At 43.5% G+C, this 24,904-nt stretch carries 20 protein-coding genes; 6 read left to right on the top strand and 14 right to left on the bottom strand.

The features are described from left to right. The first annotated feature begins 345 nt into the window (after window positions 1-345). Entirely contained in the window at window positions 346-1,788 is a 1,443-nt protein-coding gene (locus tag F9817_RS19005; protein WP_161157743.1) for a carbohydrate porin, read from the top strand. Between the two features lie 100 nt (window positions 1,789-1,888). On the opposite strand, the gene oxlT is transcribed toward F9817_RS19005, so the two are convergent. Continuing rightward, window positions 1,889-3,151 (bottom strand): oxalate/formate MFS antiporter, encoded by a 1,263-nt coding sequence (gene oxlT / locus F9817_RS19000; protein WP_161157742.1) that lies wholly within the window; start codon window positions 3,149-3,151, stop codon window positions 1,889-1,891. 325 nt (window positions 3,152-3,476) lie between these two features. Between oxlT and F9817_RS18995 the strand changes: the two genes are divergently transcribed. Beyond that, window positions 3,477-4,280, top strand: a complete 804-nt coding sequence (locus tag F9817_RS18995) for a DODA-type extradiol aromatic ring-opening family dioxygenase (protein WP_161157741.1) — start codon at window positions 3,477-3,479, stop codon at window positions 4,278-4,280. A gap of 49 nt (window positions 4,281-4,329) precedes the next feature. Here F9817_RS18995 and F9817_RS18990 read toward each other — a convergent pair whose 3' ends face one another. Both F9817_RS18990 and F9817_RS18985 read right to left on the bottom strand, forming a co-directional pair. After that, window positions 4,330-5,004, bottom strand: coding sequence for a tRNA (adenine(22)-N(1))-methyltransferase (locus tag F9817_RS18990; protein WP_161157745.1), 675 nt, complete (start codon window positions 5,002-5,004; stop codon window positions 4,330-4,332). 182 nt (window positions 5,005-5,186) lie between these two features. Then, window positions 5,187-5,912, bottom strand: a complete 726-nt coding sequence (locus tag F9817_RS18985; RefSeq protein ID WP_161157740.1) for a helix-turn-helix domain-containing protein — start codon at window positions 5,910-5,912, stop codon at window positions 5,187-5,189. A 325-nt stretch (window positions 5,913-6,237) separates the two neighbouring features. Between F9817_RS18985 and F9817_RS18980 the strand changes: the two genes are divergently transcribed. Further along, complete coding sequence (locus F9817_RS18980; RefSeq protein WP_161157739.1) at window positions 6,238-7,164, top strand: ketopantoate reductase family protein; 927 nt, start codon at window positions 6,238-6,240, stop codon at window positions 7,162-7,164. Window positions 7,165-7,233: 69 nt separating this feature from the next. Here the strand turns inward: F9817_RS18980 and tkt are convergent, their stop codons facing one another. Continuing rightward, window positions 7,234-9,228: a transketolase gene (tkt, locus tag F9817_RS18975; protein ID WP_161157738.1), complete on the bottom strand. Its 1,995-nt coding sequence runs from the start codon at window positions 9,226-9,228 to the stop codon at window positions 7,234-7,236. 163 nt (window positions 9,229-9,391) lie between these two features. Beyond that, the gene (tal, locus tag F9817_RS18970; RefSeq protein WP_161157737.1) at window positions 9,392-10,342 is read right to left on the bottom strand and encodes a transaldolase; all 951 of its coding nucleotides are present in this window, start codon (window positions 10,340-10,342) and stop codon (window positions 9,392-9,394) included. 475 nt (window positions 10,343-10,817) lie between these two features. Here tal and F9817_RS18965 point away from each other — a divergent pair, with 475 nt between their 5' ends. Further along, a complete protein-coding gene (locus F9817_RS18965) occupies window positions 10,818-11,816 on the top strand; it encodes a sugar-binding transcriptional regulator (RefSeq protein ID WP_161157736.1) in 999 nt (332 codons plus the stop codon). Between the two features lie 93 nt (window positions 11,817-11,909). Here F9817_RS18965 and F9817_RS18960 read toward each other — a convergent pair whose 3' ends face one another. The 3 genes from F9817_RS18960 to moeA all read right to left on the bottom strand — a co-directional run bounded on the left by F9817_RS18960 (window position 11,910) and on the right by moeA (window position 14,821). After that, window positions 11,910-12,746, bottom strand: a complete 837-nt coding sequence (locus tag F9817_RS18960) for a sulfurtransferase (protein ID WP_161157735.1) — start codon at window positions 12,744-12,746, stop codon at window positions 11,910-11,912. A gap of 77 nt (window positions 12,747-12,823) precedes the next feature. Further along, the gene (gene moeB, locus F9817_RS18955) at window positions 12,824-13,576 is read right to left on the bottom strand and encodes a molybdopterin-synthase adenylyltransferase MoeB (RefSeq protein WP_161157734.1); all 753 of its coding nucleotides are present in this window, start codon (window positions 13,574-13,576) and stop codon (window positions 12,824-12,826) included. A gap of 9 nt (window positions 13,577-13,585) precedes the next feature. Next, complete coding sequence (gene moeA / locus F9817_RS18950) at window positions 13,586-14,821, bottom strand: molybdopterin molybdotransferase MoeA (protein ID WP_161157733.1); 1,236 nt, start codon at window positions 14,819-14,821, stop codon at window positions 13,586-13,588. A gap of 167 nt (window positions 14,822-14,988) precedes the next feature. Here moeA and folE point away from each other — a divergent pair, with 167 nt between their 5' ends. Then, a complete protein-coding gene (gene folE, locus F9817_RS18945; protein ID WP_161157732.1) occupies window positions 14,989-15,642 on the top strand; it encodes a GTP cyclohydrolase I FolE in 654 nt (217 codons plus the stop codon). A gap of 102 nt (window positions 15,643-15,744) precedes the next feature. Here folE and eutC read toward each other — a convergent pair whose 3' ends face one another. The 5 genes from eutC to elbB all read right to left on the bottom strand — a co-directional run bounded on the left by eutC (window position 15,745) and on the right by elbB (window position 22,510). Further along, window positions 15,745-16,593 (bottom strand): ethanolamine ammonia-lyase subunit EutC, encoded by an 849-nt coding sequence (gene eutC / locus F9817_RS18940; protein WP_161157731.1) that lies wholly within the window; start codon window positions 16,591-16,593, stop codon window positions 15,745-15,747. After that, complete coding sequence (locus tag F9817_RS18935; protein WP_161157730.1) at window positions 16,593-17,996, bottom strand: ethanolamine ammonia-lyase subunit EutB; 1,404 nt, start codon at window positions 17,994-17,996, stop codon at window positions 16,593-16,595. The genes eutC and F9817_RS18935 overlap by 1 nt, the downstream gene beginning before the upstream one ends. A gap of 420 nt (window positions 17,997-18,416) precedes the next feature. After that, window positions 18,417-20,165 (bottom strand): formate--tetrahydrofolate ligase, encoded by a 1,749-nt coding sequence (locus F9817_RS18930; RefSeq protein ID WP_161157729.1) that lies wholly within the window; start codon window positions 20,163-20,165, stop codon window positions 18,417-18,419. Between the two features lie 199 nt (window positions 20,166-20,364). Further along, window positions 20,365-21,513 (bottom strand): L-threonine dehydrogenase, encoded by a 1,149-nt coding sequence (gene yiaY, locus F9817_RS18925; protein WP_161157728.1) that lies wholly within the window; start codon window positions 21,511-21,513, stop codon window positions 20,365-20,367. Between the two features lie 346 nt (window positions 21,514-21,859). Beyond that, window positions 21,860-22,510, bottom strand: a complete 651-nt coding sequence (gene elbB, locus F9817_RS18920; RefSeq protein ID WP_161157727.1) for an isoprenoid biosynthesis glyoxalase ElbB — start codon at window positions 22,508-22,510, stop codon at window positions 21,860-21,862. 415 nt (window positions 22,511-22,925) lie between these two features. Between elbB and F9817_RS18915 the strand changes: the two genes are divergently transcribed. Beyond that, window positions 22,926-23,885, top strand: coding sequence for a transposase (locus tag F9817_RS18915; protein ID WP_161157726.1), 960 nt, complete (start codon window positions 22,926-22,928; stop codon window positions 23,883-23,885). On the opposite strand, the gene F9817_RS18910 is transcribed toward F9817_RS18915, so the two are convergent. Continuing rightward, window positions 23,882-24,799: a LysR family transcriptional regulator gene (locus F9817_RS18910; protein WP_161157725.1), complete on the bottom strand. Its 918-nt coding sequence runs from the start codon at window positions 24,797-24,799 to the stop codon at window positions 23,882-23,884. The two genes, F9817_RS18915 and F9817_RS18910, sit on opposite strands and share 4 nt — an antisense overlap. Between the last annotated feature and the right edge of the window lie 105 nt (window positions 24,800-24,904).

Here is a 24,904-nt window from a genome sequence, read left to right as displayed (position 1 = left end):
AATTAGTATTCATGCTTAATTCATTCCATTAAGCCTATGAAAAGTTAAGTAATATGAAATTTGAGTTTTGTGTTGTATTTTTAAAATGGATAACGCTTTTTAACGTGATCAAACCCATGTTCCAATTTATTTGTGGTGATTGTTTAATTATATAAAGATACCATAGGAATATAATAAAGCAAAAATAGAATCCTAAGTTTTGAACTTATTCTATCCAATAGCAGTGACGTTGTTGAATTCAGTTCGGCCAATTTTTCCCTACGTTTAGTTCTGTCTGATGTTGACTGCTGGTAATGAATAGTGCGCAAAACCGTGGGTTTTCATTGATACCTCTGGAGAATCACGATGAAAAGAAACAACGCCTTATTGGCGCTATCAATAGCCTGTGCGTTATCCCCTCTACAAAGTGCCATTGCTGCCCCAACTCAAACACTTGAACAACGTGTTAGCGAATTAGAAGCGCAACTGAAAGCGACCCAGCAGAAAGTTGAACAAACTGAGCAGACAGCTCAAGATGCAAAAGATGAGGCATCGAGCTTTGAGTTTCATGGATATGCGCGTGCAGGCTTAAACATTAACCAAAATTTCCAAGGTGCTCACGGAGGAAGAAGTAATACGATTGGCCCACAAATGTCGATAGCATCTGGTCTTGGCGCTTATTTTGGCCGACTAGGTTTAGAAGATGATAATTATGTCGATTCTCGCTTAACGCATAATCAGCAAGCGGAAGATGGCACAAAATCTATGTATCAAGTGATGTTATCTGCTGGTGATGAAACAGAAACTGACTGGGTGAGCGCTGATACAAGTAGTTTGAACGTGCGCCAGCTCTATTTGGAAATGTCAGATATTGCAGCGTTTAAGGGCAATGATACGTTCTCAGGCTCAACTTTGTGGGCGGGTAAACGTTACGACAGAGAAAACTTTGATATCGACTTTATTGATACTCACGTTATTTTCCTAACCGGTACCGGTGCTGGGATTTACGATGTCAAAATGGGTGACAACTGGACGTCCAACTTCTCGGTTATCGGTAACCAGTTTGATGCAGATAGTGGTACGAGCTACGACTTAGAAGGGTATACATTTACTTGGAATAACTTGATTGATAATCACTGGGAAGTGATGTTTAACGCTATTGCAGCGAATAAAAACGACCAGCGTGCGTCACTTGATAGTGCTGTTGACCGAGGTGATGTTGCTCAATATGGTGTACACACCATGATTGGTTATAAAGCCGATACCTTTTATGGTGTTAAAGATGGTTGGTCGCGAACAGGGATGATGTATGGTCATGCGATGGGGGCCGAAACCAAAAACATTGGCCAAGATAATCATTTGTTAAAAGATGCGAACTCTGTGCGTTTTTATACTGTGGGCGCAACACAAATGACCGATAACTGGCGTATTGCTCCATCGCTATTAACGGAATGGACCAAAGATCGTTATTTAAAAGGCGATGAGTATAAATGGGCGGTATTTAACGTTCGTTTAGCACAGGAATTTAATCCCAACTTTGAAATTGCCTATGAAGGTACTTACCAATATTTAGATTTGGATAATACATCCAAACATATGACTGGTAATGTTTATAAAGCGACAATTGCACCAACATTTAAAATCTCTAATATCGCTGGTTTCTTTGACCGCCCACAAATTCGTTTTGCGGTGAGTTATATTAACTGGAGCGATAAATTTGAAGATTCATATTCCATCAATGGTGTGGATTGTGCAATGGGTGAAAATAATGAGACAGTGTTTGCCGTACAAATGGAAACTTGGTTCTAATAACCATATGGTCGCATGAAGTAAAGGTGCCTGAGGGCACCTTTGTACCCAAGTAACCTCAAGATACTATTTCAGAGCGTCTTGAGGTCATTGGGGTAGATCAACGGCGAGCCGTTAGGAATTTCGCTCGCCAGGGTTTTAATATCGCGAGCGCTAAAAACGCAACTAAAAAATCGGCACCGATTGCCATGGAAAAGACAATGGTCCATCCGCCAGTCTGTTGATAGACCCACGCAGCCAGTGGTCCGCCGAGAAATGAGCCAACGCCCTGCGCTGTGTATAACCATCCGTAGTTTGCTGTGGCGTAACGCGTGCCGAACGTATCTGTTAGGGTTGATGGAAAAAGAGAGAATATTTCACCCCAGCCAAAGAAAACAACGCCAGACAGAAGTACAAACAGTAGTGCATTATCTCGGCTCAATAACCAGAGCGTCATCGCACAGCCCTCTAAAGCAAACGCAATAAACATGGTGTTTTCTCGGCCAATGCGATCGGATATATAACCAAAAAGTGGCCTTGTTAAACCGTTAGTAAAACGGTCAATCGTCATTGCGAGTGGTAAAGCCGCCATTCCTAACACCGTAATGCCTGTTATACCAAAATCACTGGCAAAGCTCGCCATTTGTGATACTACCATTAGGCCTGAAGTCGACATAATGGCCATCATACAAAACATTAACCAGAACAGAGGTTGACGAAGCATTTCGCGCGGTAGGTATTGATGTCCTTCTTGATAAGGTAAGGATGTTTTCTCATTTAAATATTGGTCACTTCGTTTGGGGACTCTTAATCCTTGGCTGGCAATAAAACCAATAAGAGCAAAGATTCCACCAAACATCCACAAGGTCGTGTTGAGCCCTTGCTCTTCGAGGCTAATCGATATTGGAAAAGTCGTAACAATTGCCCCCATTCCGTACCCTGCTGCAACCATGCCGGTGGCGAATCCCCGTTGAGATGGAAACCAGCGAACCATCAAACCGACAACGCCAATATAAACGATACCTGTTCCTAATCCCCCGACGCAGCCATAAATGAGATAGAGCATCGATAAACTGTGTACATGGGAGGTTAAAATCCAACTGAAACCGGAAAGAACCGTTCCTATAGATATTAATACCCGCGGGCCAAATTTATCGATTAAGCGGCCTTGGAATGGAGAAAAAAAGGTTTGGAGTATGATCAGTAAGGAAAAAGTCACTTGCAGCTCTGGTAAATCCACGCCAAGTTTTTCCGCTAGAGGCTTGGTTAGTAATGTCCAAACATATTGTGGACTTGAAATTGACGCCATACATATAAGTCCAAGGATGAGTTGAGTCCATTTCGTTCTCACTGAGTAGGTGAGAGGCAGTTCCATTGTCGCCATAAGTCACTCCTGTTGATGATACCAATAGACTGAAACAGAATGCGTGCCAATATGTGTGGCTATGCATTCTCCCTTTATTACAAAGGGTTGAAGATAAGGATTTGCTTTATAACGGTTTAGAATGTCACTATTTAGTGCAATGAAGGGCGTTATTAGTGCGTATTGTTTTCTGCTGTTTTGACGGTAAAAACTGAGTAAAGTCTTGTTTTTAGAACAATAACGTCTAATATTTTGAGCGTTATAGCAGTTGTTTCTCTCCATACTCTAGGGGTAGCATAAGCAATAGAAAGGAACAGTGGTTCCTTATTGAATATGGAAACTTGTTATGTCTAAATCACGCCAAATACTTTACCTCTCTCATGGTGGTGGCCCGATGCCTCTGCTTGGTGATGAAGGCCACCAAGAGATGGTGGATCATCTTACTGCTATCGCTAAAAGTATTCCTAAGCCAGATGCGATTATAGTGGTTAGTGCACACTGGGAAGAAAGTGTCCCAACGATTACCGCTGCGCCTAATCCTGGTATGATTTACGATTATTACGGATTCCCGGAACAAACTTACCACATCACTTACCCTGCACCGGGTGAACCTCAATTAGCTGAAAAAGTCTATAATCACCTGCAGCTGTCGGGTATCAATGCCAAATTGGATGTAAATCGTGGCTACGATCATGGGCTATTTGTACCCTTAATGTTGATGTATCCCGATGCTGATATCCCTTGTATTCAGCTTTCGCTAGCGAATAACTTAGATCCTGTGCATCACCTAGATATCGGCGCAGCGTTGAGTGAACTGGATTACGACAATCTGTTAGTGATTGGGTCTGGTTTCTCATTTCATAATATGCGCGCCTTTTTTGCGCCACAAAATGATGAAATTCGAGCTCTAAATGAAGGTTTTGAAGCGTGGCTGGTGGAAACGTGTTCAGATACATCCTTAAGCGAAGCAGAGCGTACTGAGCGATTTGCGCAATGGACGAAAGCGCCAGGAGCTCGTTTCTGTCAACCTCGTGAGGAGCATTTATTGCCGTTGCACGTGTGTTACGGCGTGGCACAACGTGCGTGCGATAAGTACTATCAACTCAATATATTAGGTAAACAAGCCAGTATGTATTACTGGAAGGATTAACCAGTCAGTTACGAATGAAAAAAGCGCTATATTGCGCTTTTTTATCGATTTAAAATGGTTTAACGCTCAGATAAGCTTCGAGAATGGGGCCTGCTTTTTCAGGCGATCCTTGCGCAATGCGTTGATAATGGCGCATCGTTTTATGCCAATAGCGCTCAATCACTTGTGAATGAACTGGGCATGCCGATTGCCACAGTTTTGCGCCGACTGGGGTCACTTGGTCAAATGTTGTTTTATCACTGCTGACTAATAACAATTCATAAAAACGGCGATTATCTTCGACTAATACTTCATCGATACAGTGCATGTTTTGCTTAATTAGTGCTTGGCGTAGTGTGAAGTGATGGTGAACCGGACAAAGTAAAAAATCCACGGCTAAGTGAGCAAACTTGGCTTGCAACGTCTGGATAAACTCGGCAGTCAGCTCACCGCCAACACCGGCAATAATAACCAAATGCTTGCCCGAATGTTGGTCTAAAGGCAACCTTGATACGTCTAGGCAATGTGCATTCCAACGCTGTGGCATGTGGGGTGAGATTGATAAACGCTGCTCCAGTTGCTCGATGAGCTCTGGTACGATATCGACAAAATGTATTGTGCTGTGCGCTTGGTGTTCTAGTAAGGCTTCGCCCAAAAAACCATGATCACAACAGCAATCCCAAATATGATCGTAATGGTGTTCAACCATATCTATTAATTGCGTTAAACGCGGGCTCAATTTCATCACATTATGGCACTCTGTCATTTTCAAACCGCGCGGATTGTACCTGAGACAATACCAAATTCCCAACTTTCTAAGCGGGACACACACGCTAAGGTAAAGCGGTTAAACAGAGCTGTTAAAGAGGACACACACCATACCTTTATGGTGTGTGTCCAAGTTATATAGGGTTATTTTAGACGAAGTTACAGTAGGTTATCGACAACCAGCATATTGAGCTTGCTGGATTCTTTGAGCTCTTGCTTGGTAAGAAGTAGTTGAGATTTGAGATCGTCCGAATAGGTTTGTGGAGTTAATGTAACCAGTGATTTGATGGCGCAAGGTCGCATGTCAGCGGAGGAAATCCCGCACAGTAAACCATAGGTACTATCGCGTAATTCCAGTGGCGTGAATATATAGAGGAGCGATTCTTCAAGCCGGTTATATTGGTTGATGAAAGAAAAGCGGATTAGTCGATCACTATAAATAACGGTGCCGACATAATATATTTCGCTGTTGCGACCGTTTGGGGTAACCACACTTATGGTGAGTGTGGCTTTTTGTTGGTTGCCTTCCTTATGCGGAGAAATTTCAATCACACCATCTTTGAGGCGTTTATACCTGCCATCATAGAAGTAGAAATAGAGCTTACGTGCGTTATGAAAGGTGAGCATATCGCTTGATGTGGCAGTGGTTACTTGCGTGTCTTCTGGGTGGTAATCGATCAATTGGTTCGGGGCGATTTGCAGTGCGGTCGCGACCTTAAACAGTGTGACCATATCGAGTGAAATCTCGCCGGTTTCGTATTTCGAGACAGTCGCACGGCTTTTATGAATATGGTCGGCTAATTGTTGAATGGTCAGATTACGCATTTTTCGGTGGGCGCGTATTCTTTGTCCCACATGTTGATTAATGTTAAATGGTTCGTCCATTTTGATGAAGCTTCCTTTTTGGGCTCACAAACTTAGGGGATCAATTCCTTTCTCGTGACTTTTGCTACATAACTGCAATATTAGGTTCGTACTACGGTACATATTAATGAATTTTTGTTCTCCCTAATCAATGGACAGAGAAATGTAGCAAAATAGCCGGTATATATCTATTAAAACTAGAATATATCTGAAAATTGTTTCGTTAAACGAAACTTTTCAAGTTTGTTCGTTTACAGTTACAGTTTGTATACTCATGGCATATTAGTCGTATTGTCTGGTACTCCAACACAGAGTGGAACAAGGACGTGTTCATGAGGATAAAAGTATGAAAGTGGCTGTAATTGGTGCGGGTGCAATGGGATGTTTATACGGTGCTTATATTAGCCGTCAACATGATGTCATTATGATTGATGCTTATGCGCCGCAGGTTAATGCGATCAATGAGCAAGGCATTCGTTTAGAAGAGAGTTCTGGACAAGTCGACACATTTTCGAATGTACGCGCCTATGTATCTGGCGAATGCAAGGAACAAGTGGATTTGGTCATCGTTTTTGTTAAATCAACGTATACCGAAATGGCATTAGAGCAAAACCGAGATCTATTTACGCCCAATACTGTTGTCATGACTCTACAGAATGGTGCAGGGAATGATCGAAAAATTGCTCAATATGTGAATAAAGAAAATGTGATCATTGGTACGAGTAAACACAATGCGGTTAACTTAGGTGAAGGGTTGGTTAAACATCCTGCGAGTGGTGTGACGAATATTGGCAGTAACCATGAAGCTGATGCTGTGCTAGAGATGGCAAGTCAATTACTCAGTGAGACAGGCTTTGAAGTGGATGTGGCTGATGATATTCAGCGTATTATCTGGAGCAAACTGTTGGTTAATTTGTCGGTAAATGCATTTACTGCCATCACCGAAACACCTATCGGCTACATGATAAAAAACGACTATGCGTGGGATTTTGCGAAACGGTTAGTATACGAAGCCATTGAAGTGGCTGAAGCTGATGGTACCTATTTTGACCGCCGTGAAGCGCTAGAAATGGTGAAATCTGTATGTGTTACTGCGGGAGATGGTTATTCTTCGATGTATCAAGATCGCAAAAAGCGCGTAAAAATGGAAATTGACGCAATCAATGGGGCGATCGTTGAGCAAGCGAAACAATATGGTGTGCCAACCCCTTACAATACGTTAATCGTTGGTCTAATTCACGCCATCGAAGGCGCGTATGAATTTTACGATTAATTCTTTGAATTCAATAAAAAGCCAATCTTTCGATTGGCTTTTTGCGTTTAATACCAAGGAAGAAGAAGATTAAAGAATTTCTTTTGCTTTTGCGACAACGTTTTCAACAGTGAAGCCGAATTGTTCAAACAATTGTTCTGCTGGCGCAGATTCACCAAATGTTGTCATACCCACGATACGACCATTCAGACCTACGTATTTGTACCAGTAGTCAGCGATGCCTGCTTCTACAGCAACACGAGCTGTGACTGCTGCAGGAAGAACAGCTTCGCGGTACGCTGCATCTTGTTTGTCGAAAGTATCTGTTGACGGCATAGATACGACGCGCGCTGCTTTGCCTTCTTTCTCAAGTTCTGCTGCTGCATTTACAGCAAGCTCGACTTCAGAACCTGTTGCAATGAAGATGACATCTGGTTGACCAGCACAATCTTTAAGAATGTAACCACCTTTAGCAATGTCAGCAACTTGCTCTGCACTACGTTCTTGTTGTGCAAGACCTTGACGAGAGAAGATCAGCGAAGTAGGTGCATCTTTACGTTCAATTGCTAGTTTCCAAGCAACCGCAGACTCGACTTGGTCACATGGGCGCCATGTGCTCATGTTCGGTACAAGACGCAGTGTAGCAACTTGCTCTACTGGTTGGTGAGTTGGACCATCTTCGCCCAAACCGATAGAGTCGTGAGTGTACACTTGGATGTTTTGAATTTTCATCAATGCAGCCATGCGCATTGCGTTACGAGCGTATTCCATGAACATGAGGAAGGTTGCACCGTAAGGAACAAAACCACCGTGAAGGGCGATACCGTTGATGATCGCTGTCATACCAAATTCACGCACACCGTAGTGAATGTAGTTACCTGATGCATCTTCTGGAGTCAGTGACTTAGAGCCAGACCACATGGTTAAGTTAGATGGCGCCAAGTCAGCAGAGCCGCCCATAAACTCAGGCAGTAATTTGCCGAAAGCTTCCAAAGCATTTTGTGATGCTTTGCGTGAAGCGATTTTAGAGGGATTCGCTTGCAGATTAGCGATAACCTCATTGGCTGTTTCTTCCCAGTTTGCTGGAAGTTCGCCAGCGACGCGGCGTTTGAATTCTGCGGCTAGTTCTGGATAAGCTTCTGCGTATGCTGCAAATTTTTCATCCCATGCAGATTCTTTGGCTTTACCCGCTTCTTTCGCATCCCATTCTGCGTAAATTTCAGTAGGGATTTCAAAAGGACCGTATTCCCAACCAAGGAATTCGCGTGTTGCTTTGATTTCGTCCGCGCCTAGTGGTGCGCCGTGGCAATCGTGAGAACCTGATTTGTTTGGAGAACCAAAACCGATGATGGTTTTGCAACAAATGAGAGTAGGGCGAGTAGTGTCGGCTTTTGCTTCTTCAATTGCTTTATTAATTGCTGCAGCATCATGACCGTCGACTGCTGGAATGACTTGCCAGCCGTATGCTTCAAAACGTTTTGGAGTGTCATCAGCGAACCAGCCTTCCACATCACCATCGATAGAAATGCCGTTGTCATCCCAGAAAGCGATCAGTTTGCCTAGGCCAAGAGTACCGGCTAGAGAACAAGCTTCGTGAGAGATACCTTCCATCATACAACCGTCACCCATGAATGCGTAGGTGTGGTGATCAACGATGTCGTGACCTTCTTGGTTGAATTGTGCTGCTAGTGCTTTTTCAGCAATCGCCATACCCACAGCATTGGTGATACCTTGGCCTAGAGGGCCTGTTGTCGTTTCAATACCTGGTGCATAGCCATATTCTGGGTGGCCAGGTGTTTTTGAATGCAGTTGACGGAAGTTTTTCAGATCGTCAATAGAGAGTTCGTAACCAGTAAGGTGCAGCAAAGAATAAATCAGCATTGAACCATGGCCGTTTGACAGTACAAAGCGGTCGCGGTCTGCCCAATGTGGGTTTTGTGGGTTGTGATTTAAGTGATCACGCCAAAGAACTTCAGCGATGTCAGCCATACCCATAGGAGCACCCGGGTGGCCAGAATTTGCTTTTTGTACACCGTCCATGCTTAGGGCACGTATAGCATTTGCAAGTTGTTTACGATTCATCATTTATGTCTCGATTTAAGTTGTAGGTCAGAGCAGACAATGATGGCTTGCCGCTCGTCAGAAATTGGATGGTTGACTTGTTTTGTCATCGCTATGCACTGTCACGGCAAGTTCCTAGTGCACATAAAAACAAAGCGAGGCGCTCACCTCGCTTTGCACTGTATCATTACAGTTTTGCTTCGATCATCGCTTCCAATTTACCTTGGTCGATAGCGAAGTTGCGAATACCTTCAGCCAGTTTTTCAACTGCCATTGGATCTTGGTTGTGATCCCATAGGAATTCTGAGTGAGTCATTGCTGCTGGGCGTGCTGCAGACCCTTTAGAGTCAACCAATTTAGCTTCAATTGCGCCTTCTGCTTCTTCTAGTTCTTGAAGAAGTTGAGGGCTAATAGTTAGACGGTCACAACCAGCAAGTTCTAGAATTTCGCCAGTGTTACGGAAGCTTGCGCCCATTACTACCGTATTGTAGCCATGCTCTTTGTAGTAGTTGTAGATCTTAGTCACAGACAGTACACCTGGGTCTTCTGCAGGTTCAAAAGAACGACCTTCTTTTGCTTTGTACCAGTCCATGATACGGCCAACGAATGGTGAAATTAGGAATACGCCAGCTTCAGCACAAGCACGAGCTTGAGCGAATGAGAATAGAAGCGTTAGGTTACAGTTGATACCTTCTTTTTCTAGGATTTCAGCTGCGCGGATACCTTCCCAAGTTGACGCTAGTTTGATTAGGATGCGGTCATTAGTGATGCCAGCATCATTGTATAGCTTAATCAGTTTACGTGCTTTTTCTACGCTTGCTTCTGTGTTGTAAGACAAACGTGCATCAACTTCAGTAGAAATACGGCCAGGAATCGTTTTAAGGATTTCTTTACCAATGTTAACTGCTAGGTTATCGCAAGTATCTTCAAGCTGTTGAGCTTTGTTATCACTCAGTTTTTTTGCTTCTTCGATCGAACGTTCGATCAGAGGTGCGTATTCAGCGATTTGAGCGGCTTTAAGAATCAAAGATGGGTTAGTTGTTGCGTCTTCTGGTTTGTATTTTTTGATCGCATCTAATTCACCAGTATCAGCGACAACAGTAGTCAATTTACGAAGTTGCTCTAATTTGTTGCTCATTTCTTTCGTCCTTTGTCGTTGGGCTAGGCAGTCACAGTTGTTAAAACTGGGCATTTGCAAGCATGTTCGTTATTCGTTACGCGTCAATGACATTGTAGTACGTCACTGGCTGCACTCTTGTATCACCCGATAACAGATGTTCATGAACATATGATCGTGTGCTGAGTAAATGATGCCTCCATAATTAACTTATCGATACTGAAAGTCAATCAGCTTTTATTCAATATGAAGACATTCGTCACCTAATTTATATTTCTCTGAGGCTATGCTAATCAACTGCTAGAGAATATTTCGTTTTGTTAACAAATTCACGAAATTTACTAAGAATTTATGATCTGAGAAAATGTATTGCTTAAGAGCAAATGTTCAGACACAATAATCCGGTAACATTTGTCGCCTAAAGAGACATTTGTTCAGGCATTTAGCGATGATTTTGTCGTCGATGCTGTGATTGTCACCGAAATGAGAGAGAGCCATGAATACGTCGAAACCTGAAATTTCTGTTGATGAGAGTGATTTGCTCACTGAAATTTCGGTTGCCTATTATCAAGATGGGGCAACGCAAGAAGAAATTTCCAAGAAGTTTTCGATTTCACGTGCCAAAGTCGGGCGCTTGTTAAAACAGGCTCGTGATGAAGGGATCGTTGAGATCACTGTGAAATATCACCCAGTATTTAGCGCTAAAATCGAGCAGCGCCTGATAGAAAGATTTGGCGTTAAACGAGCGTTAATTGCTCTTGACCAACCCACTGAAGAATTGCAGCGTCAGCAAGTTGCTGGGCTTGTCTCGAATCATCTCGCGCAAACCCTCAAAAATGGCATGGTGGTGACAGTCGGACAAGGGCGCAATGTCTCAGCTGTTGCGCATCATGTTGGGGTGATTTCTCCGCGCGATTGTACTTTTGTTTGCGGTATCGGTGGGATTCACCCGAGAGGGAGTACTTATAATGCCGATCATATTTGTCGTCAGTTAGCCAAAAAATACGGTGGCACATCAGAAACGCTCTATGCGCCCGCTTATGCAGAAAATTTAGAGCAGAAAATGGTGTTCATGCAAAATGAAACGGTCAAACAAACGTTAGATCTTGCACGTAAAGCGGATATGGCTCTGGTAGGAATTGGGGATATGAGCGAGAACAGTTACATGGTGGACTTAGGATGGTTTACTCCACATGAAGTGGTTCAGTCGCGTTTGCGTCAGGGCGTCGTCGGTGATTTTGCAGGGCATGATTTTTTTGATGTTCAGGGACATATTGCCAAAACAGTGATGAGCGATCGCGTGATTGGTATGAGTATTCAAGAATTTCGTCCCATTTCGGAAGTGATTGCGATTGCTGCGGAGAACAGTAAACCACTGGCTTTGTTAGGGGCGTTACGCACTGGTGCGATTGATGTGGTTGCGACGAGTGTGAGTAATGCTCTAACGGTGCTTAACTTAGCTGAACAGATGGATAGTGTGCATCTAGTCGAATGAAAGAAGAGCTGTATACGAAAGTGATACCAACCAACTGAATAACAAAAAGCACCTCGCGGTGCTTTTGTGTTTTATAGCGATACGGATTGCGCTTTACGACTTTTCTAATGGTAGATCTGCGCGTTGACCCCATTCGGTCCAAGAACCATCGTAAACCGCTAGATTGGTGTAGCCACAAACGGTCGCCGCAAGAAGAACGATACACGCTGTCACACCAGAACCACAACTAAAGATATATTCACCTTTGCCTTTGGGAATGATGGCTTCCACGATAGGTTTTAGTTCTTCGGCGGGTTTGAGGCGATGCTCATTCATTAATGTTGTGAACGGTAAATTCACGGCCTTTGGAATATGACCGCTTCTTAATCCAGCACGAGGCTCGTCGACTGCGCCGCAAAAACGATTAGACCCACGGGCATCAACGGTTTGGCTATTGTTATCGTCAATTTGCTTTAACACGTATTCAGAACTTACGAAGTAGTTTGGTTGAAGGCGGCCGCGGAAATTACCTTGTGTCGAAACGGGCTCATACTGCTGGGTGACTTCACCACCTTGGTTTTTCCATTCGGTAAGGCCGCCATCTAAAACAAACACGTTTTCATGCCCCATTGCTCGGAACATCCACCATGCGCGTGGAGAAGCAAAGTTGCCGCTGTTGTCGTAAACCACAATCGTTGAAGTTTGGTGAATACCAAGATCTTGAGCAAGGATATTAAACCGTTGCTCTGATGGCATCATGTGGGGTAGGGAGGCGTTTTTGTCACAAAAATCATTGTCATAGTCGAAACGACGTGCACCCGCAATCACGTTGAGTGTATCTTTTGTAACTTCACCGGGAATTTGAAATTCGATGCTGGCATCTAATACGACGACATTGGCATCAAAAAGGTGCTCTTTCAGCCAAGCAACTGAAATAAGTGGAGACTTCATTACACGATCCTTTGCTTATGTTTCTGAAATTGGGCAGGTGGCAGTCGCGCCACCTTAGGAGTATAGCTTAGAGGAAATTACGGCTGGCACACTGGGCAATTCGGTAATTTCATCAGTTTCATTTCACGCCAAGACATCGACATCGCATCCAACATCAATATCTTGCCTGTTAGTGGCTTGCCAACATTGGCAATGACTTTAATGGCTTCCATGGCTTGCACTGCGCCAATTATTCCGACCACGGGCGCCATAATGCCGGCCTCAACACAAGTCAACGCGTTCTCACCGAATAAACCACTTAGGCATTGGTAACAAGGCTCGTCCTCATCCTGATAAGTAAAGACACTCACTTGACCTTCCATACAAATAGCGGCACCGGAAATGAGAGGTATTTTACTTGCATAGCACAGACGATTGAGTTGATTACGGGTGCTGACATTATCACTGCCATCAAGAACCACTGAGTGTTGATGGATGAGGCTGGCTAGTTCATTGTCTTCAAGCTGTCTTGGAATGGCCTGAATCTCGAGGTGTGGATTGATTTCTTGCAGCGCTGCTGCTGCTGATTCAACTTTAAATCGGCCAATATCGCAGTCATGGTGAAGTACTTGACGTTGTAAGTTGGAATGTTCCACCGTATCAAAGTCGACCAGAGTGATTTTATGTACACCTGCCGCAGCTAAGTATTGGCTGCTTGCACACCCAAGACCACCTGCACCAATAATGAGTACAGAGCTCTGCTTAAGTGCCTCTTGTCCCTCGAAATCGAATTGTTTGAGGATGATTTGTCGATTGTAGCGGAGCATCTCCTCATCACTGAGAATGTCCATGATGATTCCTTAATACATACTTGAATTAAAAAGTTGAATTTGAACCGTTTCTCCGGCTTCAACTCGACCACGTTCTTGTTCTAACACGACAAAACAGTTTGCTAAACTCATCGAGCGAAATGCCCCAGAACTTTGGTTGCCAGTACTCTCAACTACAAACTGACCATTTTCGATGCGATAAATACCGCGTTGGAAATCGGTGCGGCCAGGTGCTTTTTTAAAAGGCGATTGGGTTACGGCGGGGATTGATGGCTCTGGTTGCCACTGTGTGTGTCCAGCTAATTTGGCGAGCAGAGGTTGCACGAGAGCGTAGCATGTAATGAAGGCCGATACTGGGTTGCCGGGCAATCCACAGAACCAAGCATTTGGAAGACGACCGAACGCAAAAGGCTTACCTGGTTTAATGGCCAATTTCCAAAAACCAATTTCGCCCATCTCTTCAAGAATATCTTTGGTGTAGTCGGCTTCACCAACACTTACACCGCCAGATGTAATCACTACATCAGCCAGAGATTGTGCTTCTTCGAAAGTGGCTTTGAGTTTGTCCGGGCTATCAGGAATGATCCCTAAATCGATCGCTTCACAACCAAATTTTTCAATCAGGGCTTTAACACCGTAGCGGTTGCTATCGTATATTTGGCCATCTTCCAACGCTTCGCCTAAAGATTTTAACTCATCGCCTGTTGAGAAAAATGCCACTTTGGGTTTGCGTAAAACGGTCACTTGGCCAATACCAAGGGTGGCAATCATGGGAATATCACGAGCGCTAAGACGAGTACCTTTAGCAAGAGCAATATCTCCTTGGCAGATATCATCGCCAGTTGGACGTATATTTTGGTTCTCTTTGACGTTCTTTACAGTGAATAATACACCTTGTTCTGTCACTTGAGCTTGTTCTTGTATAATGATCGCATCACAACCGAGCGGTACTTCTGCGCCGGTCATAATCCGTATACAACTCATTGCTTCCCAATCTCCTTTAAAAGGGTGACCGGCAAATGATTTACCACAAATGGGTAATGGTTGCCCGAGGTTAAGTTCAGCAAGTCGAACGGCATAACCATCCATTGCTGAGTTAGCAAACGGAGGCACATTGATCGGGGAACGAATATCATCAGCAAGTACGAAGCCGAGAGCTTCTGGCAGGGGTAATTCAAGCGTTGTTTGAACAGGCGAGACGCGAGATAACATTGTCTCAAGCGCTGTTTCGATAGGCATTAGGCCCGGAGCGTCACAACATCCCATGATAAAATCCTATGGTGTTATTCTTGTGCTGTGCACTTTACCATAGAAAAAAGCGGATCAATAAGAGTGAATATGAAAGACCTGTTATAAAATATGGGTGTAATTATAAAAAAATCCGAGTATCCTTGTCAGCCATCCCAAGGGGTAACGTGTTAAGAGGTAATGTAATGTCTGGTCTGAGCGATTCAGCAAAGTTAGTAAAAGAAGCGCTTGCAAGTCGTGGTCTTGAAACTCCGATGACGCCGAATGAATTTGGTCGTGATGAGAAAAAAGAAAAAATTGAGTATCACATGCGTGAAATTCTCAATGTCCTCGGACTCGATTTGACTGATGATAGCCTTGAAGAAACCCCGCATCGCATTGCCAAAATGTATGTTGATGAAATCTTTTCCGGGCTGGATTACCACAGTTTTCCTAAAATTACTGTCATTGAAAACAAGATGAATGTCAGTGAGATGGTACGTGTTAAAGACATTACGGTAACCAGTACTTGTGAACACCATCTCGTCACTATCGACGGGAAAGCGGCAGTGGCGTATATTCCACGTGGAAAAATTATTGGCCTATCTAAGATTAACCGTATTGTGCGTTTCTTTGCCCAGCGTCCGCAAGTGCAAGAGCGTATGACGCAGCAGATCTTAGTCGCTCTGCAAACATTACTTGAATCAGAAGACGTGGCAGTCACTATCGATGCGACTCACTACTGCGTGAAATCACGTGGTGTGATGGATGCAACCAGCGAAACGACCACAACAGCATTGGGTGGTATTTTCAAATCGAACCCAGCAACTCGCTCGGAGTTTTTGAGCGGGTTACGTTAAGTCTCCTCGATCAAGGAAAAGCGAGCGAATAAGGCTTAGCATTAAATAGCAGACAAGAAAAAAGCGCCAACCGTAAGGAAGGCGCTTTTTGTTTCTGTCGTTTCAATTTTTGGACGGAGAAACGAGAGAAAACTGTTGTCCAGAATGATGCTCTAACGTGTTGTCATCGGAACGGTCTTTCAACGTAATTCCTGTCACATGTCGACGGCGAGATTCTGACAATAGATAGCAGCATTTATGTGCTGCGGCTTCATAGCATAGACCCTCTGGGCGTACATTCGAAATACAGTTACGCAGTGATTCTTCAATGCCTCGGTGTGCATTCCACGTCAAATACAGGCCCAAACTGTCTGGAGAACTGAGTCCTGGGCGTTCTCCAACTAAAATAAGCACTTCATTGGCATTAATGGCTTCACACACATCATCACCTAAGGCAACACGGCCTTGCTGAGCGATAACCAGTGGGGCAATATTCCATGGTTGCTCGGAACTTGTTTGTAATTGCTCAATCAGTGCAGATAAAAATGGCGCCGCATGGTTTGCAATCGCATAAGAGGAGAGTCCATCTGCAATGACGATAGCTAAATCATACGGACTTGGGTGCTGGTCACTATGTGTTTTCAGCAACGCGATACCATCGGCATTCAATTTACGTCCGAGATCTGGACGTTGCAGATAGGTTACCCTGTCACTTGCTTCACTGTGTACATGAAATGCCGGTAAATAAGCGCGTAAGTTTTCTTTCTCTGCCAAACTTTCGACTAACTGCTCCTCATCAAGAGGAACATGCACAGCATCAATGGCTTGAGCATGGGAGAGTTGGAAACGCAATAATTCATCGGTTGGAATACTTGTACCAACTCGGCCAATTCCAATGCGAGCCTGAGTGAACTGACGCAATTTATCCCATGGGTCTTGATGAACCAATTCTAATTCAGCGGGCTTGTTCATTAGATTGCCTCCTGAATCAAACGCAATGGCTGTTTAAAGGCATCTGGTAAACGATCACTTAATTGTGTTAAGCCATCTTGGCTAAAGATGCCCATTTGTCGTAACCAAGCCTCAAATTCTGGGGCTGGTTTGAGTCCCAGTACTTGTCTGGCATACAACGCATCGTGGAATGAGGTTGTTTGGTAGTTCAGCATAATGTCGTCTGAACCAGGGATGCCCATAATAAAGTTACATTCAGCGACACCTAGCAGAGTAAGCAGGTTATCCATATCATTTTGGTCGGCATAAGCATGATTGGTGTAACAAATATCACAGCCCATAGGCAGACCAAGTAACTTACCACAGAAGTGATCTTCAAGACCGGCACGAATGATCTGTTTGCCATCAAACAAGTATTCTGGACCAATAAATCCTACGACAGTATTTACCAATAGAGGATTGAATTTGCGAGCCAATGCATAGGCACGAGCTTCACAGGTCTGTTGATCAACATCGTGGTTGGCATTGGAAGAAAGAGCACTGCCTTGGCCAGTTTCAAAATACATGAAATTGTTACCGACGGTTCCGCGTTGCAAACTATTTGCGGCATCGTAGGCTTGCTGCAGTACATCGATGTTCACACCAAACCCTTGGTTTGTCCCTTCTGTGCCTCCGATGGATTGGAACACCAAATCAACGGGAGCCCCTTTCTCAATGCATTCAATTGTGTTGGTGACGTGAGTTAACACACAAGACTGGGTTGGAATAGAGTAGTGTTGAATCACTTCATCCATTAAATGCATCAATTTTATAGCTTGGCTGACACTATCGGTCGCGGGATTAATACCAATGACGGCATCGCCATTACCGTACATTAACCCATCGAAGATAGATGCTGCGATACCACTCATATCATCAGTAGGGTGATTCGGTTGTAGGCGAGTGGACATATGGCCCGGTAAACCAATTGTGTTACGGAATGCACTGGTGACTTGGCATTTTTTAGCGACCAAGATCAGATCTTGGTTGCGCATAATTTTACTGACAGCTGCCGCCATTTCAGGGGTAATCCCTGGACACACGCGTTTTAGCTCGACGTGAGTAGTGGATTCTTGCAGTAACCAGTTGCGAAAATCCCCCACGGTAAGATGTGCTATTTCAGTAAAAGCCGTGCTATCGTGCTCATCAATAATAAGCCGTGTGATTTCGTCTTTTTCATAGGGAATAACAACATCATTAAGAAATGTTTTTAGCGGTAAATCGGCTAATACCATTTGTGCCACTACTCGCTCTTCTGCAGATGTCGCGCACACTCCCGCCAACTGGTCACCTGAACGTAATGGTGACGCTTTGGCCATTACTTCTTTCAAAGAAGCAAAGTGGAAGGTTTTACTGCCTAATTGGTAGCGGTAATCCGAACTCATAAATCCCTCTCAAATTCGGTGTTGTTATCATTGAATTGCGTGAGCATGTTCGATTAGGAAGATCACCAAACATTGTTCACTGCTGAAGCTTAAGAAATACACCTTTACTTTCTGCGCTTCTATAAACCTAGACTATCGTTGTTAGTAATGTGTTCTGATGTAATAAACATGCAAAAATCATCCCCACAATGAGACATGAGAAATATAAAATTTAGTCATTACAAATCATAAGGTTAAATAGATTGGCTTGTTATTATAGAAATGGCGATTTACTCCGTAGAACGGACTGCGTCAAATTAGGGAGTGCGGTGCACAATCGTGGGGCGCTAAAGGATGGTGGTAGGGAAGAATGTAGCACAAATTTTTGGTGAGATTTGCGCTACATTATTTACGTTCAATAACAGAAACGGAAGCGTTGGATTAGCTTAATCCAATGATATGCCCATCGCTGTCGATATCGATGTTCATAAATGCGGGTTTGTCAGGTAACCCTGGCATGGTCATCACGTTGCCGCACAGTGCGTAAATAAATCCTGCGCCTGCACACAGTTTTAGTTCACGGATTGGTACGTCAAAGTTGGCTGGTGCGCCTTTTTTGGCTGAATCTGTCGATATTGAAAGCGGCGTTTTCGCTAAACATACCGAAAGTTTGTCAAAGCCCAATTGGTTTAACTGCGTGAGCTGCTGTTGAGCTTTGTCGCTTAAGCTTACTGATTTTGCGCCATACCCTTTTATTGCGACAGCGTGAAGTTTGTCTTCCAGTGAATCTTGAGCTTGATATAACGGAGTGAACGTGCTGTTTTTCTGGCACTGTTTGATGACAGCACGTGCAAGTTGAAGCGCGCCTTCACCGCCTTTCGCAAATGCTTCGCTGATGGCAACTTCGACATCTTGTGGTAGATTTTCTATCATCAATTTTAGTTGCTGGAGCTCTTCATCGCTGTCTTGCGGAAAACGGTTGATAGCAACCACCACTGGCACGCCATACTGACTCACGTTATTGATATGCCACTGTAAGTTGGTAAATCCAGCAGACAGTCCTGCTTGGTTCGGCTCAAATAATTCCGCAGGCATAGCTTGACCTGGGCGAAGATCGTACAAGCCCGAGTTGGCTTTTAGACCGCGCAATGTTGCTACAATGACGGCGCAGTCCGGAGAATTATTTGCTGCTTTAGCTTTGATGTTACAGGCCTTTTCAAATCCCATATCTGAACCAAAACCACCTTCCGTAATTGTGAAATCAGCTAAGTGAGTTGCAATCTCATCAGCAATAATTGATGAATTTCCATGGGCAATATTGGCAAAGGGGCCCGCATGTACCAACGTCGGAACACCCTCTAATGTTTGCATTAAGGTCGGTTCAATGGCTTCTTTCATGCTGACGGTCATGGCACCTGCCACTTGTAAATCTTCGGTAGTGATCGGTAGTCCATCCACATTATAAGCCACAACAATCTGGCCGATACGTTGACGTAGGTCTTGCAAATCGTTAGCTAGAGCGAGAATGGCCATGAGCTCTGAAGCCGCTGAAATGTCGAATCCGTCTTCACGTTCGTAGCCATTAATGGTTTTGCCTTCTTCATTACGACCAATGGTGACCATGCGCAGTGCTCGATCGTTATGGTCAATCACACGTTTCCAGGTGATTTGCTTAGGATCGATACGTAGGGCGGTTAAACCTGTACGAGTTTCAAAATCCTCATAGCCAAGGCGTTGCTCGTGATAAATACGAGCATCAATAGCAGCTGCCGCTAAGTTGTGCGCAGCGGTCACAGCATGAATATCGCCAGTTAAATGGAGGTTAAGTTCTTCCATTGGCGCAACCTGAGAGTAACCGCCGCCTGCAGCACCGCCTTTCACACCAAAAATAGGTCCCATAGAAGGTTGGCGAATACAGGCAAATACCGACTGGTTCAACTTAGCAATACCTTGAGCAAGCCCAATAGTGGTTACCGTTTTGCCTTCACCAAGTGGAGTCGGTGTCATAGCTGTAACCAACACAAATTTACCTTTGCGGTGTGCTTTGATTCGATTTAAGCAAGAGAGTGACACTTTGGCTTTATAACGGCCTTGGCTCTGAAATTCGTTGCTTTCTAAACCAGCAGAGTGTGCTATTTCATCAATAGGAGATAATGGTGTTGTGCGGCAAATGTCGATATCTGACAGCATAAAACCTCTTGGAAAGAGAAAAGGAAAACGTTTGCGTCGGATGATAACCGTTATTTTTCAGTTGTAAAGTAAATCCCTAAAAATCAAATGGACTTATTTTTAATTGACATAATAACGTCGTAATGACTGTTCTGGAACTATTAAAAAAGGTGCTCATAGAGCACCTTTTTAACGATAAAATCTTAACTTTTAGCAGTGTTTAGAATGCTGATTTAAAGATTTCACATACTTCTTCGTGAGTACCTTGACGTGGGTTAGTTACAGCACAAGCGTCTTTAAGCGCGTTAGTTGCTAGAGTAGGTACGTCTTCTTCTTTAGCACCTAGCTCAGTTAGACCTGCTGGGATGCCGATTTCTTTAGACAATTCAACAATAGCGTTGATCGCTGCATCTGCACCTTGTTCTGCGCTCAAACCTTCAACGTCAACACCCATTGCTTTAGCAACGTCACGTAGACGGTCTGCAGAAACACTTGCGTTGTAACGTTGTACGTGTGGAAGTAGAACTGCGTTACATACACCGTGAGGAAGGTTGTAGAAACCACCTAGTTGGTGAGCCATTGCGTGTACATAGCCTAGAGAAGCGTTGTTGAATGCCATACCCGCCATAAACTGTGCGTATGCCATTGCTTCACGTGCTTCTAGGTTTTGACCGTGTGCTACTGCTTCACGTAGGTTTGCTTGAATCATTTCGATTGCTTTGATAGCAACAGCATCAGTGATAGGTGTTGCCGCAGTTGAAACGTAAGCTTCGATTGCGTGAGTCAATGCGTCCATACCAGTTGCTGCAGTTAGAGACGCAGGTTTAGCAAGCATTAGTTTAGGGTCGTTAACAGAAATCAGTGGAGTTGTATGTTTGTCCACGATTGCCATTTTAATGTGACGAACTTCATCAGTGATGATGCAGAAACGAGTCATTTCAGACGCAGTACCTGCAGTAGTGTTGATAGAAATCAGAGGAAGCATTTCTTTTGGAGAACGGTCAACACCTTCGTAATCTGCGATTTCGCCGCCGTTAGAGGCTAAAAGAGCGATACCTTTAGCACAGTCGTGTGGAGAACCACCGCCTAGAGAGATAACGAAATCACATTGGTTTTCTTTAAGAATTGCAAGACCTTCGTTTACGTTAGTCACTGTTGGGTTTGGATGAGTACCATCGTAAACAACAGTTTGAACGTCACGTTCAGTTAGAAGATCAGACACTTCTTTTACAACGCCGATTTTGTTAAGAATCGCGTCACTTACGATTAACCCTTTTTTGAAACCTTTAGATTTAATTGCATCAGCAGCGTCTACAAGACAGCCTGCGCCCATTAAGTTTACAGTAGGAATAAAAAATGCACTCGCCATGAGTCAACTCCAATAAATAATCATGTTCAAAATATCTGGCTATAGATTTGCACAGAATGTTGTTGAGGGTGTTTGATCTAGAGCAAGAATTCTTGAAGCACGTTAAAATTGCTTCTTGTTCATGATGCGGATCACACAATAACCCCTATGATATGTATTGTTTTATGAATTCTACTGGTTAAATAACGGACAATTATTGTTTTTTGATTAAATTGTTAAGAAATAAAGTGCTAATGTTGTAATGTTAAATTTCACAATTGTTGCAAGTTAGACACAAAATTTAACAGTAAACCCCGTGTTTACGGGGTTTAGAAGAGAATTATTCTTATTTCCAATCGCTAAAATATTAAGCTAATGAGATCAATTTGTTGATCAATTTGTCGATGCCGGACGCTGCTTGGGATACATTTTCGGCCAACATATAAGCGGGTGTAGATAGAACATGGTGTTCTTGATCGTAGACAAAATCATCAACAGGGCAGTTTACGTGTTGACCGCCTAGTTGATTAAATGCTGCAGCAGTATCTGCATCGTTACCAATTGTGCCTTCAACGCCATTTTCGTAAATCATGGGAATAATGTGTGGGGCAATACACAGGTAACCAGCGGGTTTGCCTGCTTTTGCAAAGGCACGGCACGCGCCAGCAACATGAGTGTTGATGCTACACTCGGCACCTTTAACTGCAAAATCGGTAACATTCTTTGCCACGCCAAAACCACCTGGAATGACGAGCGCATCATAATCAGCTGCTTTCAATGTCGCCACGTCTTTGATGTTGCCACGGCAGATTCGCGCTGACTCGACCAACACATTACGCTTTTCTGGCATTTCTTCGCCTGTCGCGTGGTTTATCACATGCATTTGCTCTACATCTGGGGCGAAACATTGCCAAGTCGCATTATTACGCTCTATCGCAAGAAGGGTTAGTACTGATTCTTGGATCTCTGCGCCATCGAATACACCGCAACCACTGAGAATTACTGCGACTTTTTTCATGGGTTCACTCCTTTTTGTTTGTTAGTAAGCACTCAACGTTATAAGAACGCTGAGTCTGTTGGTAAACGTTATACGGCAACGCTTTAAAAAATCAGGCATTTTATACAGTCAGACTAGGTAGGAAAAGGGGTAGAGGTTGAATCTTTTCCATAGTCAGTTAATACATACATCTACCTAACAACATAGCACCGCACCAAAAATTAGAAAATCCTCAAATGGGACACACACCATTTCTAAATTGGACACACATTAATCTCGTGTGCTTTTAAAGGCATTTTGTTATCGGACACACACGTTTTAAAAGTGCTAAAAAAGTTGGGTTAGCTGTGAAATTACTCGTAAGTTTTGTCGTATAAGTTTGGACTATAACCCCATTGTCATCATGATTTAATTATTGAAAAGATGAGGAATTGGAATGGCAACGGCGCGTTCAAAGTTACTCTGCCCAGAGGTGACACCTTACTACCATTGTGTATCTCGATGTGTCAGGCGCTCTTACCTTTGTGGGTATGATCAATTGTCAGGAAAATCTTATGAACATCGTAGAGCATGGGTGGAACAGAAAATGTTGTCGCTGGCTGCAGTATATTGCATTGATATTTGCTCCTATTCGGTTATGAGTAATCACTACCATCTTGTGGTTCATGTAAACAAAGAGTCTGCCGCTAAACTAAGTGATCGTGAGGTGATTGATAGATGGTGTTCTTTACATAAAATGCCATTACAAATTTATCGATTTATAGAAGATAACAATACGAATCAATCTGAACGAAAACAGTGCCTCAAAATCATTAAGACGTGGCGTGAGCGCCTATATTCACTAAGTTGGTTTATGAAAGAGCTCAATCATCATATTGCTGTGCAGGCAAATAAGGAAGACGACTGTACGGGGCGCTTTTGGGAAGGACGTTTCAAGTCTCAAGCTCTACTCGATGAAAAAGCGCTCATTAGCGCAATGGCATATGTTGACCTTAACCCCATTCGCGCCAATATTGCCACTAAACCTGAAAACTCACGTTATACCTCTGTTTATATGAGATTAAAACAATTAGCAAAAAATAATAAGACGCCACCTAACTTAGCTGCTTTTATCGGGAATAAACCCAAATCGGTAGGAGGAATTCCATTTCTATTAAGGGATTACCTTGAGCTGGTGGATTGGGTTGGTAAGCAGTTAAAAGTGAGTGGAAAAGGGTTTATCGATAATGCAGAGCCACCCATTTTGCAACGACTGGCTCTGGAGCCGAGCGAATGCTTGTCTCTCGCAACTCAGTTAGAAGATAAAGTAAGAAATTGGATCGGAACTAAAGCACGAATAAATGACGCCAAATTGCAATTAAATAGAAAGCGTTTAGCTGCGTTCGAGATTAGCTAAAATACACCATTATCCCAATATGGAGAGGGAGTACCGTATTGTTTAGCAATAAAATCAACAAATAATCTGACTTTTTGTGGTAAGTGCTTACGCTGCGGATAAACGGCATAAACCGCGTGTTTAGGTAGATGGTAGTGGTTCATAATCGATACCAGTTTCCCCGCTTGAATATCTTTGCCAACGATAAAAGTGGGAAGTTGGCCAATACCGAGGCCTGATAGCAGTGTACGCCGGATCGCTTCACTATTATTGACCGTCATATTCCCTTTCGGTAATACTTTAAATTCTTGTTGCTCACGCAGAAAAGTCCAGTCGTTACCACCTCTAAAATATGTGTACTTTATGCAGTTGTGTTCCATTAAATCAGAAGGTTGTTCGGGAACTTTATGATTTTTCAGATATTCGGGTGATGCGCACAGTACGCTGTGGCAATCTGTTAATCTTTTAGCAATCAAATTTGAATCGGCTAAATGACCGATCCGGATAGCTAAATCGTATCCTTCAGCAACCATGTCTACCATGCGATCTTCTAGTTGCAGATCCAATTCAATATGCGGATATTGTGCTAAAAACTCGGTGATGAATGGCGCTACGTGACGTACACCAAACGACATCGGGGCTGTAATCCTTAGCTTACCTCTGGGCTCTCCTTGTAGTTCAGCGACGGCATCAACGCCTTGCTGAGCAAAGTTAAGCGCTTTGGAAACATGTTCATAATATCGTTCGCCAGCTTCCGTCAAACTAATGTGGCGAGTCGTTCTTTGAATTAATCTTATGCCTAACTCATCTTCTAAGTGATTGATACGCTTACTTACTGCGGATTTGGTTAGATTTAGTTTTTCGGCCGCACGCGAGAAACTTCCACATTCAACAACGGCGACAAATATGGGGATAGATGGAAAGTTGTTGAACATGAATACCTCTATTGGATGTGAAATTTATCTCACTTTAACCCTGTGTGTCCCACATACTGGTATGTGTGTCCAGTTAGTTAGGAAAGATAAAGTCTTGCTGTGTGT

This window comes from Vibrio eleionomae, assembly GCF_009874545.1.
Taxonomy (GTDB): Bacteria; Pseudomonadota; Gammaproteobacteria; order Enterobacterales; family Vibrionaceae; genus Vibrio; species Vibrio nitrifigilis.
Note: the sequence above shows the minus strand (reverse complement) of the source record. Positions and strands in the feature narration are given on the sequence as shown.